Consider the following 13507-nt stretch of genomic DNA (forward strand, 5'->3'; position numbering starts at 1 on the left):
CTCACGACTGTCTCGGCCGCCCGTCCGACTCCGACTCGTCCGGCTCCGACCCGACCGCTCCGTGACCGCCGAGCAGTCGTTCCGTCCGCCCGAACCCGAACCAGTAGGAGTTCACCGGCTCGGTCGACCCCGGTTCGGGGTCGGCGCGTCCGAGCAGTTCTCGCAGTCGGGACGCGACCGTCCCGATGGCGGTTCCGTCCGTGCCGTCGCGCCGTTCGAACGGGTACGCCACGTCCCGGCTGGCGTACCGGACTGCGTCCGACGCCGACCGGAGCGTCCGCGCGGCCCGCTTCCGGAGCGACTGCGTGGGCCACGGCAGTTCCGACCGGTGGACGTGTGCGAACCTCGAAGCGTCCTCGTGGTCGAGGTCCGCGAAGAGGTCGCGCAGCCACTGGAACGCGGCGAGGTGTTCCGACTCCGACTCGCGGCCGTCGAGCGTGAGCGAGCGGACGGTCCCCTCGGACACGGTGTAGACGGTCGGCGGCGCGGTCCCGTCTGCCGGTTCGACCACGGCGCCGACGGCGAACTCCCCGGACTCGTCCCGACTGGCTGCGACGAGCGTCCCGTTCGCCCGCTCCGGCGGACAGTCGCGGACCAGCGGTATCAGCCCGACCTGCCACTTGTAGTTGTTCTTGTAGACGAGTTCGTGGACGACGGCGTCGGCGTCTTCCAACGTGAACGTCTCCTCCAGCGTCCGCCGCAACGTGTCGTAGTCCGAGTCGGCCCGGAGTCGGGCCCGCCACGCCTCGGCGTTCCGCAGCGGTCTGAACGAGTCGACCTTCGGGTAGCCGACTATCTTCTCGATGTGCTCGGCGTTGAGCAGGATCGAGAACGCGTCGGCGTTACCGGTGAGGTCGAGCGGCTCCCACGGCGCTCCCCAACCGTCGCGGCGCAGCGGTCGGTTGATGCGAACCTCTCGACGCGGGTCGCCGTCCGTGCTGTAGTACCTGAGGCCGCCGTAGAACTGTTCGCCGTCGGAGAGTTCTATCAACACGCGGTCGGCGTCGCGCAGGTGGTTCAGCCACGGCGACTCGGGCGAGCGTTTGATCTGGCGACTCTTCCACAGCACCGCCCGCGCCCTGTCGGGGAGGTCGTACACGAGGACGACGGCGTACGCGCCGCCGAGGACGAGTGCGAGTCCGAACAGCACCACCACGAGTTCGGACAGATCGGTCAACGCGGCACCCACCGCGGCTTCCTCGGCGAGCAGGTTCGTAATCGGCGCGGGGTCGCCGCCGGTGGCGAAGTAGACGGCGTCTATCAGCAGACTGGAGATGAGACTCCAGAGCAACAGCACGAAGCCGTCGACCTTCCGGTTGAGAAAGCCTCCCGAGAGGCTCAGGGCCATCGTCGTCGCGATGAACCCCGGTGCGACGAGCACGCTGGCGACGACGACGGACTCGACGGTCGGCAACGATTGAAGCGGTGTCGGGTTCACTTCTGGCTCCGTCGGCTCACTCGGCGGCTTCGTCCCCGTCGTCGGGGGTTAGCTGGACGACCACGTCGGCGCGGTGACCGGCGGCGCCCGCCGACGCATCGCGTCTCGACCGACGTTCGTCTTCGGCGAGGACGTACGCGAGGCTGAACGACGGGCTCGGGTTCCCCTTCGACGTGCCCGGTTTCTCCTCTCCCTCGGCGACGTCCGGGTGCGACTCCTCGTCGCCGCGTTCGCCGGCGAACGTGACTCCGCCGGCGGCGGTGAGGTCCTCCTTCGGCCGCGGGTCGCCGCCGATGGTCCCGCCGCCGCCCTCGCCGCCGAACGAGGTGGTGTCGGCCGAGCCGAGGTGCTCCGGTGCCAGCGGCTCCCCGCCCTCCGTCCCACTCCGCCACTCGCCGCCGAGCGCGACGTAGTCGTCCAACCCGTCGTCCGCTTCGGCCGGGGAGACGAGTTGCGGGAGGAACCCGTGCTCCAGCACGTCGACGAGCGACGACTGGTCCCCTCGGATTCGAACCGTCAACACCGCTTCTCTCTCGGGGTCGAGGCTGTGCAGCGCGTCTTTGAGGTGTCTCCCTCCGTCCCAACTGTTCGTCATGGTACGACCCATAGAGAGACGCTAGCAGACGACATAACTGTTCACACGGCAACACGACCCGGAGGGACGAGCGAGCGCACAGAAGGAGACGGCGACGGCCGCGGTCAGCCGAGGAGTTTGAAGTAGAGCCAGCGCCACGCGACGAGGGCGAGGAGGCCCGTCGCGAGGATGACGGCGGCGAACGTCCACGCGAAACCGCCCTCGAACAGGGGCGACGCCCGGAGGCCGAGTCCGAGTAACCCGCCCGGAATCCACCCGCGAATCGCCAGTGGGATGGCCGCCTTCGCCGTCTCCGCGGCGCCGGCGGAGTACGCGCCGATGAGGACGCCGAAGAGACCCCACCCGAGGAGGAACGGGACGAGCGTGAGGAGCCACCCCACCGGTTCCGCCGAGAGGTAGTCCACGCCGTTGTGGTTCACGACACCGATGGTGAGCACGAGCGCCAACGCGAGGAAGTCCCCCACGGCGAGTGGGAGGGCGTCGGCGTCGAGTCGTTGGTCGAGGAACGAACCGTTCGAGGTTCCCATATCTCTCACATCCGAACGCCCCCACATGACTCTCTCGCTTTCGGACGCGTCGGTCGACGCGGGTGCGAGCGGAACGCGCCGAGAGCGAGGCTGTCGGCGCGGTTCGAGGGACGCCCCCCGCCGCGGACGTGTCCGCGCCAAACTATTACGTCCCGTCCGTCCGTAGCGTCTCGCATGGACCGCCCACGGAACGTCGGCGGCGCCGACCGCGTCCTCAGGGGCGTACTCGGCGTCTGGCTGAGCGTCGTCGCCGTCGCGGCGTATCTGGACGACCGGCGCGTCACCGCCCTCGTCTCCGCCGTCGCCGGCGCGGGACTGCTACAGAACGCGGCGACCGGATTCTGCGGCTGCAACGCCGCGCTGGGTATCGACACCACGACGGACGCGGACGACGAGTGAGGGCGACCCCGCGCCGCGTCCGGTGACTGCGAGTTCCTACTCCTCGTCGGCCGTCGCGGCCGGCACGCGGCCGACGACGACGTACTCGAATCCCTCGGAGACGATTCGGGCAGTCAGGCCGGCGCGTTCCAGCACGTCGCAGAGTTCGTCGGCCGTCCAGAACTGCGAGTCGAACCCGACGGCGCGTTCGGCGAGGACGAGGCCGCGCCCGCGGAGCGTCCGCGGGCCGAACTCCTGAATCACGACGACGCCGCCGGGCGCGACGACGCGCGCCATCTCGCCCACCGCCTCCGCGGGGTCCGGGAGGTGGTGCAGGGCGTCCACGACGACGACGGCGTCCACGCTGTCGTCGCGGAGGGGGAGGGTCCGCGCGTCGGCGTGGACGGCGCCGAACCCGTCGGCCCGCGCGCGTTCGAGCATCCCCCGCGAGAAGTCGACGACCACCGGGTCGAGGCCCTCGCCGGCGAGTGCGCGCGCGGCGCGTCCGGTGCCCCCGGCCACGTCCAGCACCCGTTCGACCGGTCGGTGGGCGAACGCGAGTCCCGCGCGGAGCGATTCGGCGTCCGCCGAGGGCATCGCGAGGTCGTAGAGCCCGGCGATGCGGTCGAAGAAGCGCACGTCACCGGGACCGTGGAGTCTCGACATACCCGGGCTACGGCGCCGAGGGTGAAGAACCGACGGACTCAACCCACCAGCCGTCGACGTTCGACCATGCAGTTCGTCCTCCTCGGCTGGCCTGACGAGGGGCCGACGCTCCGTCTGGACTACCGGCGGTTCGCCTACGCCGGGAAGTTCGTCATGTCGAACACGGGCAAGGCCGTCGTCGTGGACCGGTGGGACACGCGGTCGGTCCCCTCGACGGAGTACGACACCGGCGTCGTCGCCGCCGTCGCGTTCAACGCCGACCGGACCGACGCCTCGACGCTGTGGATTCGCTACGTCACCGTCCGCGCCGACCGGAAGGGCGAGACGCTCGGTCCGCGACTCTGCGCGTTCCTCGCGAGGGCGGCCCGCGGCGCGGGCTACGAGACGCTGAAGATAGCCGTCAACAACCCGTTCGCCTACGAGGCCCTCCACAAGGCCGGGTTCGCCTGGACCGGTGAGACGACGGGGCTGGCCGAACTCGTCCTCGAACGGCCGGCCGACGCCCCGGCGACGCGACACACGGCGACGTACCGGGCGGGACTCGACCGGTACCGCGACCGCGACCTCGGCGACCCCGAGTCCTCGTTCCTCGACTCGCGGGCGGGGGCGACGCCGCCGACCCTCGTCGCGGCGGCGCGACCGACCGCCGCGCTCTCGGCCGGTGACGGCCGTTCACTCTCGGATACGCCGTGAGACGACCCCTCGCTTCGGCGTCGGGACGGGACGGCGAGAATCGGCGTCAGAGTTCGTGCTCGATGGCCCAGTGGTGGAGGTGCGCGAACACGGGAAACAGCGACTCCGCCTTCGCCGTCGGCGTGTACTCCACGCGGGGCGGGACCTCGTCGTAGGCCTCGCGGTCGAGCAATCCGGCGTCCGTCAGTTCTCGCAATCGCGTCGAGAGCGTGTTCGGCGCGATGTCGAGTTCGGTCTCCAGGTCGGTGAACCGGAGCGACCCCTCGGCGAACGCGAACGCGCTCAGAACCGCCATCGTGTGGGTCTTGCCGAGGAGGTCGAGGAGGTCCGCGACCGTTCGCCGGATGCGCTCCTGTTCGTCGGGAGCGAACGATTCGCGGAGCGCGGTGGCCTCCTCACGCGACAGTCCGGCGCTCAAATCGGGCACGTCCGGCGGGTCGCTCGGTCCAGTCATAGATAGCTACTCCTACTCACTTGCCGATTTGTATCTTTGGTTCTCGACCGATACAGAGGCCAATACTTCGAAACTTCGAAGTTGCAAGTATTTCTCTTCCGAGACCCTGTCTCACGTATGCGTATCGCAGTAATCGGCGCGACCGGTCGAACCGGCGTCCCCCTCGTCGAACAGGCACTCGAACGCGGCCACGAGGTGGTCGCCTTCGTCCGGGACGAGGCGAAACTGCCGTCGGCGGTCCGGACCGACGACCGGGTCACCGTCGTCGCGGGCGACGCCTACACCGGGGAGGGCGTCGGCCACGCTCTCGCCGGCGACGGCGACCCCGTCGACGCCGTCGTCAGCGTCCTCGGACAGACGTCCGCGGGGCCGGACGACCTCCTGACGGAAGCCGGCCGACACGTCGTCGCCGCGATGGAAGAACACGGCGTCGACCGGTTCGTGACGCTGGTCGGGGCGGGCGTCCGCGAGGAGGGCGAGTCGGTCAGTCTCGGCGGGCGGACGATGGGCGCGCTGCTGAAACTGATGGCGAGGTCGGTCCTCGACGACGCAAAGGAGCACGTCGAGATGGTGCGGGCGAGCGACACGCGCTGGACGGTCGTTCGCGGGCCGCGACTCACCGAGGGCGCTCACACGGGTCAGTTCCGACACGGGACGGACCTCTCGCTCGGCGTGCGCGCCGCCGCCGCGCGGGCGAACGTCGCCGACTTCGTCCTCGACTGCCTCGAAGAGGACCTGTACGTCCACGAGATGCCGAAGGTCGCGGACGACCGATGAGCGGCCAGCGCACCGACCTCGACCGTTTCTCCGTCCCGGTTCGGAGCGGGCTCGCAGTCGTCCTCGGCTCCCGGAGGAACCCGTGACGGCGCCGGTCGTACTGGTCACCGGCGCGACCGGGACCGTCGGACCGCACGTGGTCGCCGCGCTGTCGGACCGGGCGGTCACCGTCAGGAGCGCGGTTCGTGACCCCGAGGCGGTCCCGGACGAACTCGCGGCCGCCGGGACCGCGGTCGAGTTCGACTTCGCGAAGCCCGAGACGTGGGGCGCTGCGCTGGCGGACGTCGACGGCGTCTTCCTCGTGCGGCCACCGGCGGTGGACGAAGCGGACCTGAAGGCGTTCGTCGACGCCGTCGGACGCGTCGGCGTCGACCGCGTCGCCTACCTCTCGACGCTCGGCGCCGAGAAGAACGTCCTCGTCCCGCACCACAGAATCGAGAAGCGAATCGCGGCGACGGGCGTCGACTACACGTTCTTGCGAGCGTCCTTCTTCGTGCAGAACCTCCTCGAAGTCCACCGGGCGGACGTCGTCGAACGCGACGAGATATTCGTGCCGGCCGGCCGGGGAGAGACCAGTTTTGTGGACGCACGGGACGTCGGCGAGGCGGCGGCAGTCGTCCTGACCGAGTCCGGCCACGCCGACCGAGCGTACGACCTCACCGGGCCCGAAGCGCTGGACTACGAGCAGGTCGCCGCCGTCTTCAGCGACGTTCTGGGTCGACCCATCACGTATCCGAACCCCTCCCTGTTGGCGTTCGCGAGGCGGATGCGCCGGCGCGGAACGCCGCTCGGTTTCGTCGTCCTCACGTGCGGCATCTACACCACCGCACGACTCGGATTGGCCGACCGCGTGACCGACGACTGCCGACGGCTCCTCGGGCGACGCCCGCGGCGGATGCGGGCGTTCGTCGAAGACCACGCGGACGACTTCGCGCGGGACTCGTAGCCGACCGAGCGACCACCGCAGCGAAGCGCCTCGGAACGCGCGGCGCGGCCGCCGATTCGGAGTCCGGAGTCGGCGGGACGACAACCGTTAATGCGACTGGCGGTCCAAGCGAGGGCAATGGGTAACGCAGATTTACGCGCGCTCGCCGCGCTGTCGGACGTCTCGTTCGACGACGTCGCGGGGAGCGTCGTCGCCGTCGACGCGCACAACTGGCTGTACCGCTACCTCACGACGACAGTCAAGTTCACCCGCGAGGAGGTGTACACGACGGCGGCGGGCGAGGAGGTGGCGAACCTCGTCGGCATCGTGCAGGGGCTCCCGAAGTTCTTCGAACACGACCTCGTCCCGATATTCGTCTTCGACGGCGGCGTGACGGAGATGAAGGACGCCGAGGTGTCCGAACGACGGGCGCGACGAGAGAAGGCCGAAGAGCGGCGCGAGGAGGCATTAGAGCGCGGCGACGCGATGGAGGCGGCGCGACTGGAGGCGCAGACCCAGCGGCTCACCGACGTGATTCAGGAGACGAGTCGCGGCCTCCTCGAACGACTCGACGTGCCCGTGGTCGAGGCGCCCGCCGAAGGGGAGGCGCAGGCGTCGTACATGTCCGCGCGGGGCGACGTGGACTACGTCGGCAGCGAGGACTACGACACGCTCCTGTTCGGCGCGCCGTACACGCTCCGGCAACTCACCTCGAAGGGCGACCCCGAACTGATGGACCTCGAAGCCACCCTCGCGGACCTCGACGTGACGCGGGAGCAGTTGATAGACATCGCCATCCTCTGCGGGACGGACTTCAACGAGGGCATCTCCGGCGTCGGGCCGAAGACGGCGCTGAAGGAGGTCAAAGAGTACGGCGACCTGTGGGGCGTCCTCGAAGCGCGCGACGCCTACGTCGAGAACGCCGACCGGGTGCGCGAGTTGTTCGTCGACCCGCCGGTCACCGACGACTACGAGTTCGACACGGACCTCTCGCCGGACGTGGACGCCGCGCGCGCCTACGTCACCGAGGAGTGGGAGGTGCCGGCCGACGAGGTGGCCCGCGGCTTCGAGCGCATCGAGGAGTCCCTCGTCCAGACCGGCCTCGACCAGTGGACCTGACCGGGTCCGGTCCGCGCCCGCGACCGTCCGCCCGAGCGACACGTTTGTAACGCCCGACCCGGAAGTTCGGCTATGGTCCCCGACCCCTCCCTCACGCGCAGGACCGTCCTCGGCGGCGCGGGCGCACTCCTCGGCGCGGCCGCCGTCGGAACCGGCCTGCTCGCGCCGACGTGGCTCCCCGACCCGGTGACGGACGCCGCCCTCGAACTGACTCCCGACCCGCCGGACCACCTCTGGCGGCCCGCGGTGACCGAGGCGCACGCCGACGACGCCGTCGCCCGCCTCGAAGCGGCGGTGACGGAGGCGCGGCGGTTGCGGGAGCGCGTCGACACCGCCGACGTCGACGACGACGTTGCGTTCTACCTCCGCGGCGGCGACCCCTCGGGCGGGTGGTTGGAGACGGCGAAGTCGGAGTCGGACCCGCACGAGCGACTGTTCGACGCGACGTACGGGATGCAGTTCGCCGGCGAAGTCGTCGGCGCGGCCAGGGTGGCCCTCGGCGAGGTGGACGCAGCGGCCATCGTCGAACGCGGCGACCGACTGCGGACGGCGGCGGACGACGTCCGCGACTCGCTCGGCGACTACCCCGTCTCCGACCCGGCCCGTGACCTCGGCCGCCTCTACTACGTCGAGCGGGAACTCTCGCTCGCACGGCTCGACTCGCACCGCGACGGGACGTTCACCGGCGGCGTCGCCCCCGCCGAATCGTACGACGCGGGCGACGTGGCGGGGACGGTGGGGTCGCACCTCCAAGCCGAACAGCGAATCGAGAACGCGCGACGCTACCGCGACCAGTACCGCGAGAATCTCGCCGACGACCCGCGGCCGTACCGGGAGTCGCTGGCGACGGCGCTCGACTCGCTGGTGGCCGAGATAGACGAATACCCGCGCCGTCACGAGTTCCAAGAGGCGCTCAGAGAACGCGATATCGACCAGTCCACGCCGTACGGCGCGGCCCGGTGGGAACTGTTCACGCTGTGTTTCGACGGCGACTTCCGTTTCGGCTACGACGCCGACGGCTACCGCTCGGGCCACCTCGTCCAGCGGACGACAGAGGCCGCGCGGGCGCTTCTCGCCCGTCGCGCCCACGAGTTCGCCCTGTCGAACCTCGGTGTCTCGCCGAACGACGACGGTTACGACTCCGGGCGCGCCCTCCGCGCGAAACGCCGGGCGATGCGGACGTTCCGCTCGGTCCGGGAGACGCACGACTCGCCGTTCGCGAGCGTCCTCGCCGCGGAGGCGGCCAGTCGGATTCGCGCGGGCCACGTCGGCGTCAGCATGGCCGACGGCGACCGGCCGGCGTGGCAACCGCGCGTCGAAGCGACGACGTACTACCTCGTCGGACGGGGGTCGCTGCGCGAACTCGGCGACGTGTTCGGTACCGTCGTCGCCGACGAACGGTGAGTCGGCCCGGGGCCGCCCCCAACGCTATCCGTCGCCGCTCCGTCTGACAACTGTGGAACACGACACTCGGTCGCTCGCCGGCCACCTCGCCGGGGTGGCAGTCGTCGTGGCGCTACCGATGGCCCTCGAAGCGGCGCTCGACGCCGCCGTCTCCGGCGCGCGAGCGGGCGGCGGTGCGTTCCCGACGTGGTTGCCGGCGTTCGGAACCGTCGGACAGACCGTCCTCACGTACAGTCTCGCCGTCTCCGCCGTCACGTACGTCTTCGTCCCGGCGGCCGTCTTCGCACTCGGCTACCGGTACGGACGCCGGCGGCCACGGGCGACGTAAACGGGCTCTCGCCGCGCGCGAGTCAGGCACACTCGGCGACCGCTTCGCAGAACAGCGACGCGCCGAGCGCTATCTCGCGTTCGGTCACGTCCAACGGCGGCAGGATGCGAATCACGTCGTAGCCGCAGGCGAGGGTGAGCAGCCCCTTCGCGAGACAGGTCTCCTGCACCTCGTTACGGCGTTCCTTCGAGTCGAACTCGACGGCGAGCATGAGGCCCTTCCCGCGCACGTCGGTGACTGGCGCGAGGTCCGCGTCGCCGAGGAGTTCCTGGAACTGCCGGCCGCGTTCGACGGCGTTGGCCATGAGGTCGTAGTCGTGGATGGCGTCGAGCGTGAGCGACCCCTGCAGGGAGGCGATGATGTCGCCCGCACCCCACGTCGACGAGATGCGCGACTTCTCCTCGGGGAACACGTCCCGGCGGGAGACGGTCGCACCGACGCGGAGCGCCTTCGCCGACGTGATGACGTCGGGTTCGATTGCGAAGTGGTCCGACCCCCACATCTCGCCCGTGCGGCCGACGCCCGACTGAATCTCGTCGGCGATGAGCGTGATGTCGTACTCGTCGACCAGCGCGGCCAGTTCGTCCATGAACGCGTCCGAGGGGATGCGGTAGCCGCCCTCGCCCTGAATCGGTTCGAGGACGACGTACGCCACGTCTTCGGGGTCGACGTTCCCCTTCTCGGGGTCCAGTTTCTGCCGGAGGCGGGAGACGGGCGACGACTCGTCGGGGAAGAAGCCGCACGAACAGGAGGCCGCCGAACAGGTCCGGTCGTCGCAGAAGGGCATGTCGACGACGCCCGATATCTCGGGGAAGTCGTGGCGGTAGACGGACTTCGAGCGGTTCAGCGACAGGGCGCCGAGCGTCCGCCCGTGGAACGCGCCCTCGAACGTGACGCCGTACTTCGCGCCGTCGGACTCGTCGTAGGCGATTTTGATGGCGTTCTCCACCGCCTCAGCGCCGGAGTTCGACAGGAACACCGTGTCCATGCCGTAGTGCGACGTGGCGTCCACCAGACGCTCCATCAGGCCTGCCGGCCCGGGGAACTCGCTCTCGCCGGGGGGCGACCCGTGCGAGATGTAGAAGTCCTGTCCGGCGATTTTGAGCGGGTCCACCAGGTCGAACTCGCGGAGGCGGTCCAGTATCTTCGGGTTGTTGTAGCCCAACGGGGCGGCGGCGACGTGACTCGTGAAGTCCAGCAGGACGTTGCCGTCCACGTCGGTGCAGAACGGGCCCTCGGCGTCGGCGCTGACGTCCCACACGAAGTCGTACACGTACGTGCTCGGAGCGGCCGTCGAGCGGTGGTAGTCCACCCACTCGCGCGCCTTCTCGCCGGGGAGGGAGTCCACCTGCGGGGTGGCGGTGTCTCGGTCCATGAACCCCCGTGTGTCTCTCCCGAGTTAAGAAGTTCGTTTGTTCGTGATAGACCACCGAGTCGGTGATTCGGTCGAGGCGTCGGGGTTCCGTCGGACGCGAACGCCGAGGCGATGCGCGACCTGCGCCGCGAGACGCCCGCTATCCGCGACGACCGACTGCTACACCACGCCGACGACGACGAACACGCCCGTGAGGACGCCGACGACGGCGAGGAGGCCCAGCGACCACGCCGTCACGGAGCGGGTGAACTGCCGCGGGCCGGCCAGTCCGAGCAGCACCTTCACGAGGACGCTCGACGCGGTGGCGAGGAGGATGGCGACGGTGGCGGCCGTCGAACCGATGCTCCCGCTTCGGAAGAGGAGGACGGCCGTCGTCGTCGCGCCGGCGGAGGAGACGAACCCCGAGACGAACGAACTGGCGTAGAGGCCGAGCGTCCCCAACCGACTCTGCGCCACCGTGCCGACGACGAGGATGAGGAGGAAGACGAAGCCGAAGGCGAGGGCGTTGCGGAGCGAGAACGGACTCTCCAGCGGGATGTCGACCTGTTCGCCCCAGTCGGCGGCGTACCACGCTGCGACGACGCCGCCGACGGCGAGACTGCCGAGGGGGAGGACGACGCCGAGGAGAGCGGTGTTCGTCGCCGTGAAGGCGATGGCGATGCCGAGGTTCCGGACGGCCATCGCCACGTCCGCGAGGAGGACGGCGGCCACGCCGTAGCGGTAGGCGTCGGGATGTTGACGAACGTGGTCCAGCATCGTCCCGACGACGGCCGACGAGGAGGCCAGTCCGCCGAAGAAGCCCGTCACCGCGATGCCGCGGCCGCCGTACTGCTGGACGACGGCGTAGTTGACGATGCCGATGCCGGCGACGGTGACGACCATGAGCCACGCCACGCGGGGGCTGTCGATGGTGACGCCGTACATGGTGTACGACTCCGCCGGGAGGAGGGGATAGGCGACGAACGCGAGGATGGCGAACTCGGCCGTCGAGCGGAGTTCCTCGCGGTCCAGTCGGCCGGCGAGCCCGTGGAGTTCGCGCTTCAGCACGAGCAGTAACGACGACACGACGGCGACAGTGACGCCCTGCAGGGTGTAACCGAGGGCGACGAGCGTTCCCACGCCGTAGGCGGCCATCAGCGACATCGACGTGGTGAGCGAGAGGCCGCTTCCCTCCTCCAGCATGCCGTTGACCGCGAGGAGGATGCCCTGCACCACGACCAGCACCGCGCCGACGGCGAGGAGGGCGACGCCGAGTGCCGACTCGGTTGCGACGAGGGCGAACACCGCGGCGACGAGACTCGTGAGGCTGAACGTCCGGATGCCGGCCGACTTCTCGGACCACTCGCGCTCTAACCCGAGGAACATCCCGAGCAGAGCGGCGAGAATCAGCCGAACGACGTTGCTGGAGAGAGGGGCAGACACCACGTCGGTGCCCTGCAAGAGGAGGGCCGAGAGCGACGACATCCTTCCTCCGTTCGCCGCCCGCCGACTTTACTTCACTGGGCATCGCCGCGAAACGTGTTGGATTTCACGACAGACTTTTGCTGGTACGGGGTCCGTTCACGGATATGTCCCTCCTCCAGATGGAACGCTCACGGATGGGGTGGTGGAGCGTGGGCCTCGTCCTCGTCGCCGCCCTCGTCTACGTCTTCTACTCGTTCGTGGGGACGTTCGTCTTCGGCATCTTCATCTACTACGCCACGCGCCCCATCTACCGCCGCCTCAAGCGGCGCATCCGTCCGCCCAGTCTGGCCGCCGCCGTCGCGCTCTTCGCACTCGCGCTCCCCGCCCTGACGCTCGTCGTCTACGCGCTCACCATCGTCGTGAACGAACTGGTGAAACTCACGAGCAACGGCTTCTTCGACCTCTCGCAGTACCCCATCACGACCGAACAACTCTCCCGACTCGCGGACCCGAACACGCTGCTGTCGCTCGACCTCTCCGACGTCACCGGCGCGCAGTTGTCGCAGGTGCTCTCGTCCATCGGGTCGGCCGCCGATACGCTCGCGTTCTTCGGCATCGGCGCTGTCCACCTGTTCGTCATGATCGCGCTGGCGTTCTACCTCCTCCGCGACGACTACCGGTTCGCGCGGTGGTTCCGGTCGAACTTCTCCGACGACCGCGGCGTGATGGAGGCGTACGTGACGGCCGTCGACCGCGACTTCAAGAACATCTTCTTCGGCAACATCCTCAACGCCGTCCTGACGGGGACCATCGGCGTCATCGCCTACACGGCCCTGAACGTGGTCGCGCCCCCGGGCGTGGCCATCCCCGCAGCCGCACTCGTCGGACTGCTGGCCGGCGTCGCCAGTCTCGTGCCCGTCGTCGGGATGAAACTCGTCTACGTCCCCGTAGCGCTCTACCTCGCGGCCGTCTCGTACGTCTCGAACCCCGCGGCGTTCTGGTTCGTCATCGCGTTCGTGGCGCTCTCGTTCGTCGTCGTCGACACCATCCCCGACCTGGTGCTCCGCCCGTACGTCTCCGGCCGGAGTCTCCACGTCGGCGCGGTGATGATCGCGTACACGTTCGGCCCCCTCCTGTTCGGGTGGTACGGCATCTTCTTCATGCCGATGATTCTGGTGCTCGTCGTCAACTTCGCGAAGTACGTCCTCCCCGAACTGGTCAGCGGTGCGCCGATTCGTCCCTACGCCGTCGACCCAGGGGCGGAGTACGAGGCGGAACTCGGAGAACGGTCCGTCGCCGCGGACGACGACGAGACGGCCGTCTCGCCGGACGACGATGCGCCGGACGCGCCCACGGACGCGTCCGAGACGTCGAACCCGCTAGACGACGGGTCGACGACCTCGTGACAGGAACGGCGGATACCG

The 13507-nt window shown here is 69.5% G+C and carries 15 protein-coding genes; 8 read left to right on the forward strand and 7 right to left on the reverse strand.

Annotation, left to right across the window (positions count from 1 at the left end; translation table 11 throughout):
• Position 1: 1 nt before the first annotated feature.
• The 3 genes from BM310_RS10070 to BM310_RS10080 all read right to left on the reverse strand — a co-directional run bounded on the left by BM310_RS10070 (position 2) and on the right by BM310_RS10080 (position 2560).
• On the reverse strand, positions 2-1438 hold the full coding sequence (locus BM310_RS10070; RefSeq protein WP_143105144.1) for a DUF6338 family protein: 1437 nt from the start codon (positions 1436-1438) through the stop codon (positions 2-4).
• A 16-nt stretch (positions 1439-1454) separates the two neighbouring features.
• Positions 1455-2045: a hypothetical protein gene (locus BM310_RS10075; protein WP_143105145.1), complete on the reverse strand. Its 591-nt coding sequence runs from the start codon at positions 2043-2045 to the stop codon at positions 1455-1457.
• 92 nt (positions 2046-2137) lie between these two features.
• On the reverse strand, positions 2138-2560 hold the full coding sequence (locus BM310_RS10080; RefSeq protein ID WP_089807318.1) for a DUF3054 domain-containing protein: 423 nt from the start codon (positions 2558-2560) through the stop codon (positions 2138-2140).
• Between the two features lie 174 nt (positions 2561-2734).
• On the opposite strand from BM310_RS10080, the gene BM310_RS10085 reads away from it, so the two are divergent.
• Positions 2735-2959, forward strand: coding sequence for a YgaP family membrane protein (locus tag BM310_RS10085; protein WP_089807319.1), 225 nt, complete (start codon positions 2735-2737; stop codon positions 2957-2959).
• Between the two features lie 36 nt (positions 2960-2995).
• Here the strand turns inward: BM310_RS10085 and BM310_RS10090 are convergent, their stop codons facing one another.
• Positions 2996-3604 (reverse strand): class I SAM-dependent methyltransferase, encoded by a 609-nt coding sequence (locus BM310_RS10090; protein ID WP_089807322.1) that lies wholly within the window; start codon positions 3602-3604, stop codon positions 2996-2998.
• 66 nt (positions 3605-3670) lie between these two features.
• Between BM310_RS10090 and BM310_RS10095 the strand changes: the two genes are divergently transcribed.
• Entirely contained in the window at positions 3671-4297 is a 627-nt protein-coding gene (locus tag BM310_RS10095; RefSeq protein ID WP_089807324.1) for a GNAT family N-acetyltransferase, read from the forward strand.
• 46 nt (positions 4298-4343) lie between these two features.
• Here the strand turns inward: BM310_RS10095 and BM310_RS10100 are convergent, their stop codons facing one another.
• Positions 4344-4751: a winged helix-turn-helix transcriptional regulator gene (locus tag BM310_RS10100; RefSeq protein WP_089807326.1), complete on the reverse strand. Its 408-nt coding sequence runs from the start codon at positions 4749-4751 to the stop codon at positions 4344-4346.
• Positions 4752-4868: 117 nt separating this feature from the next.
• Here BM310_RS10100 and BM310_RS10105 point away from each other — a divergent pair, with 117 nt between their 5' ends.
• From BM310_RS10105 to BM310_RS10125, 5 genes are all read left to right on the forward strand, one after another.
• Positions 4869-5528, forward strand: a complete 660-nt coding sequence (locus BM310_RS10105; protein WP_089807328.1) for an NAD(P)-dependent oxidoreductase — start codon at positions 4869-4871, stop codon at positions 5526-5528.
• Between the two features lie 82 nt (positions 5529-5610).
• The gene (locus BM310_RS10110) at positions 5611-6474 is read left to right on the forward strand and encodes an SDR family oxidoreductase (protein WP_089807330.1); all 864 of its coding nucleotides are present in this window, start codon (positions 5611-5613) and stop codon (positions 6472-6474) included.
• A 117-nt stretch (positions 6475-6591) separates the two neighbouring features.
• Positions 6592-7572 (forward strand): flap endonuclease-1, encoded by a 981-nt coding sequence (fen, locus tag BM310_RS10115; RefSeq protein ID WP_089807332.1) that lies wholly within the window; start codon positions 6592-6594, stop codon positions 7570-7572.
• 72 nt (positions 7573-7644) lie between these two features.
• Positions 7645-8976 (forward strand): transcriptional initiation protein Tat, encoded by a 1332-nt coding sequence (locus tag BM310_RS10120; protein ID WP_089807334.1) that lies wholly within the window; start codon positions 7645-7647, stop codon positions 8974-8976.
• A 52-nt stretch (positions 8977-9028) separates the two neighbouring features.
• On the forward strand, positions 9029-9304 hold the full coding sequence (locus BM310_RS10125; RefSeq protein WP_089807336.1) for a hypothetical protein: 276 nt from the start codon (positions 9029-9031) through the stop codon (positions 9302-9304).
• A 22-nt stretch (positions 9305-9326) separates the two neighbouring features.
• Here the strand turns inward: BM310_RS10125 and BM310_RS10130 are convergent, their stop codons facing one another.
• Positions 9327-10679 carry a class-III pyridoxal-phosphate-dependent aminotransferase gene (locus BM310_RS10130; RefSeq protein ID WP_089807338.1) on the reverse strand — a complete coding sequence of 451 codons (1353 nt, stop codon included), beginning with the start codon at positions 10677-10679 and terminating at the stop codon, positions 9327-9329.
• A gap of 159 nt (positions 10680-10838) precedes the next feature.
• On the reverse strand, positions 10839-12143 hold the full coding sequence (locus tag BM310_RS10135) for an MgtC/SapB family protein (protein WP_089807340.1): 1305 nt from the start codon (positions 12141-12143) through the stop codon (positions 10839-10841).
• 104 nt (positions 12144-12247) lie between these two features.
• Between BM310_RS10135 and BM310_RS10140 the strand changes: the two genes are divergently transcribed.
• Positions 12248-13489 carry an AI-2E family transporter gene (locus BM310_RS10140; protein ID WP_089807342.1) on the forward strand — a complete coding sequence of 414 codons (1242 nt, stop codon included), beginning with the start codon at positions 12248-12250 and terminating at the stop codon, positions 13487-13489.
• Positions 13490-13507: the final 18 nt, after the last annotated feature.

This window comes from Halogeometricum rufum (assembly GCF_900112175.1).
Taxonomy (GTDB): domain Archaea; phylum Halobacteriota; class Halobacteria; order Halobacteriales; family Haloferacaceae; genus Halogeometricum; species Halogeometricum rufum.

Bases quoted from the DNA above. Each gene is read 5' to 3' on its own strand.
- BM310_RS10075 (WP_143105145.1), bottom strand. From the start codon at position 2,045: ATGGGTCGTACCATGACGAACAGTTGGGACGGAGGGAGACACCTCAAA.
- BM310_RS10120 (WP_089807334.1), top strand. From the start codon at position 7,645: ATGGTCCCCGACCCCTCCCTCACGCGCAGGACCGTCCTCGGCGGCGCG.
- fen (WP_089807332.1), top strand. From the start codon at position 6,592: ATGGGTAACGCAGATTTACGCGCGCTCGCCGCGCTGTCGGACGTCTCG.
- BM310_RS10140 (WP_089807342.1), top strand. From the start codon at position 12,248: ATGTCCCTCCTCCAGATGGAACGCTCACGGATGGGGTGGTGGAGCGTG.
- BM310_RS10105 (WP_089807328.1), top strand. From the start codon at position 4,869: ATGCGTATCGCAGTAATCGGCGCGACCGGTCGAACCGGCGTCCCCCTC.
- BM310_RS10095 (WP_089807324.1), top strand. From the start codon at position 3,671: ATGCAGTTCGTCCTCCTCGGCTGGCCTGACGAGGGGCCGACGCTCCGT.
- BM310_RS10135 (WP_089807340.1), bottom strand. From the start codon at position 12,143: ATGTCGTCGCTCTCGGCCCTCCTCTTGCAGGGCACCGACGTGGTGTCT.
- BM310_RS10100 (WP_089807326.1), bottom strand. From the start codon at position 4,751: ATGACTGGACCGAGCGACCCGCCGGACGTGCCCGATTTGAGCGCCGGA.
- BM310_RS10130 (WP_089807338.1), bottom strand. From the start codon at position 10,679: ATGGACCGAGACACCGCCACCCCGCAGGTGGACTCCCTCCCCGGCGAG.
- BM310_RS10085 (WP_089807319.1), top strand. From the start codon at position 2,735: ATGGACCGCCCACGGAACGTCGGCGGCGCCGACCGCGTCCTCAGGGGC.
- BM310_RS10090 (WP_089807322.1), bottom strand. From the start codon at position 3,604: ATGTCGAGACTCCACGGTCCCGGTGACGTGCGCTTCTTCGACCGCATC.
- BM310_RS10080 (WP_089807318.1), bottom strand. From the start codon at position 2,560: ATGGGAACCTCGAACGGTTCGTTCCTCGACCAACGACTCGACGCCGAC.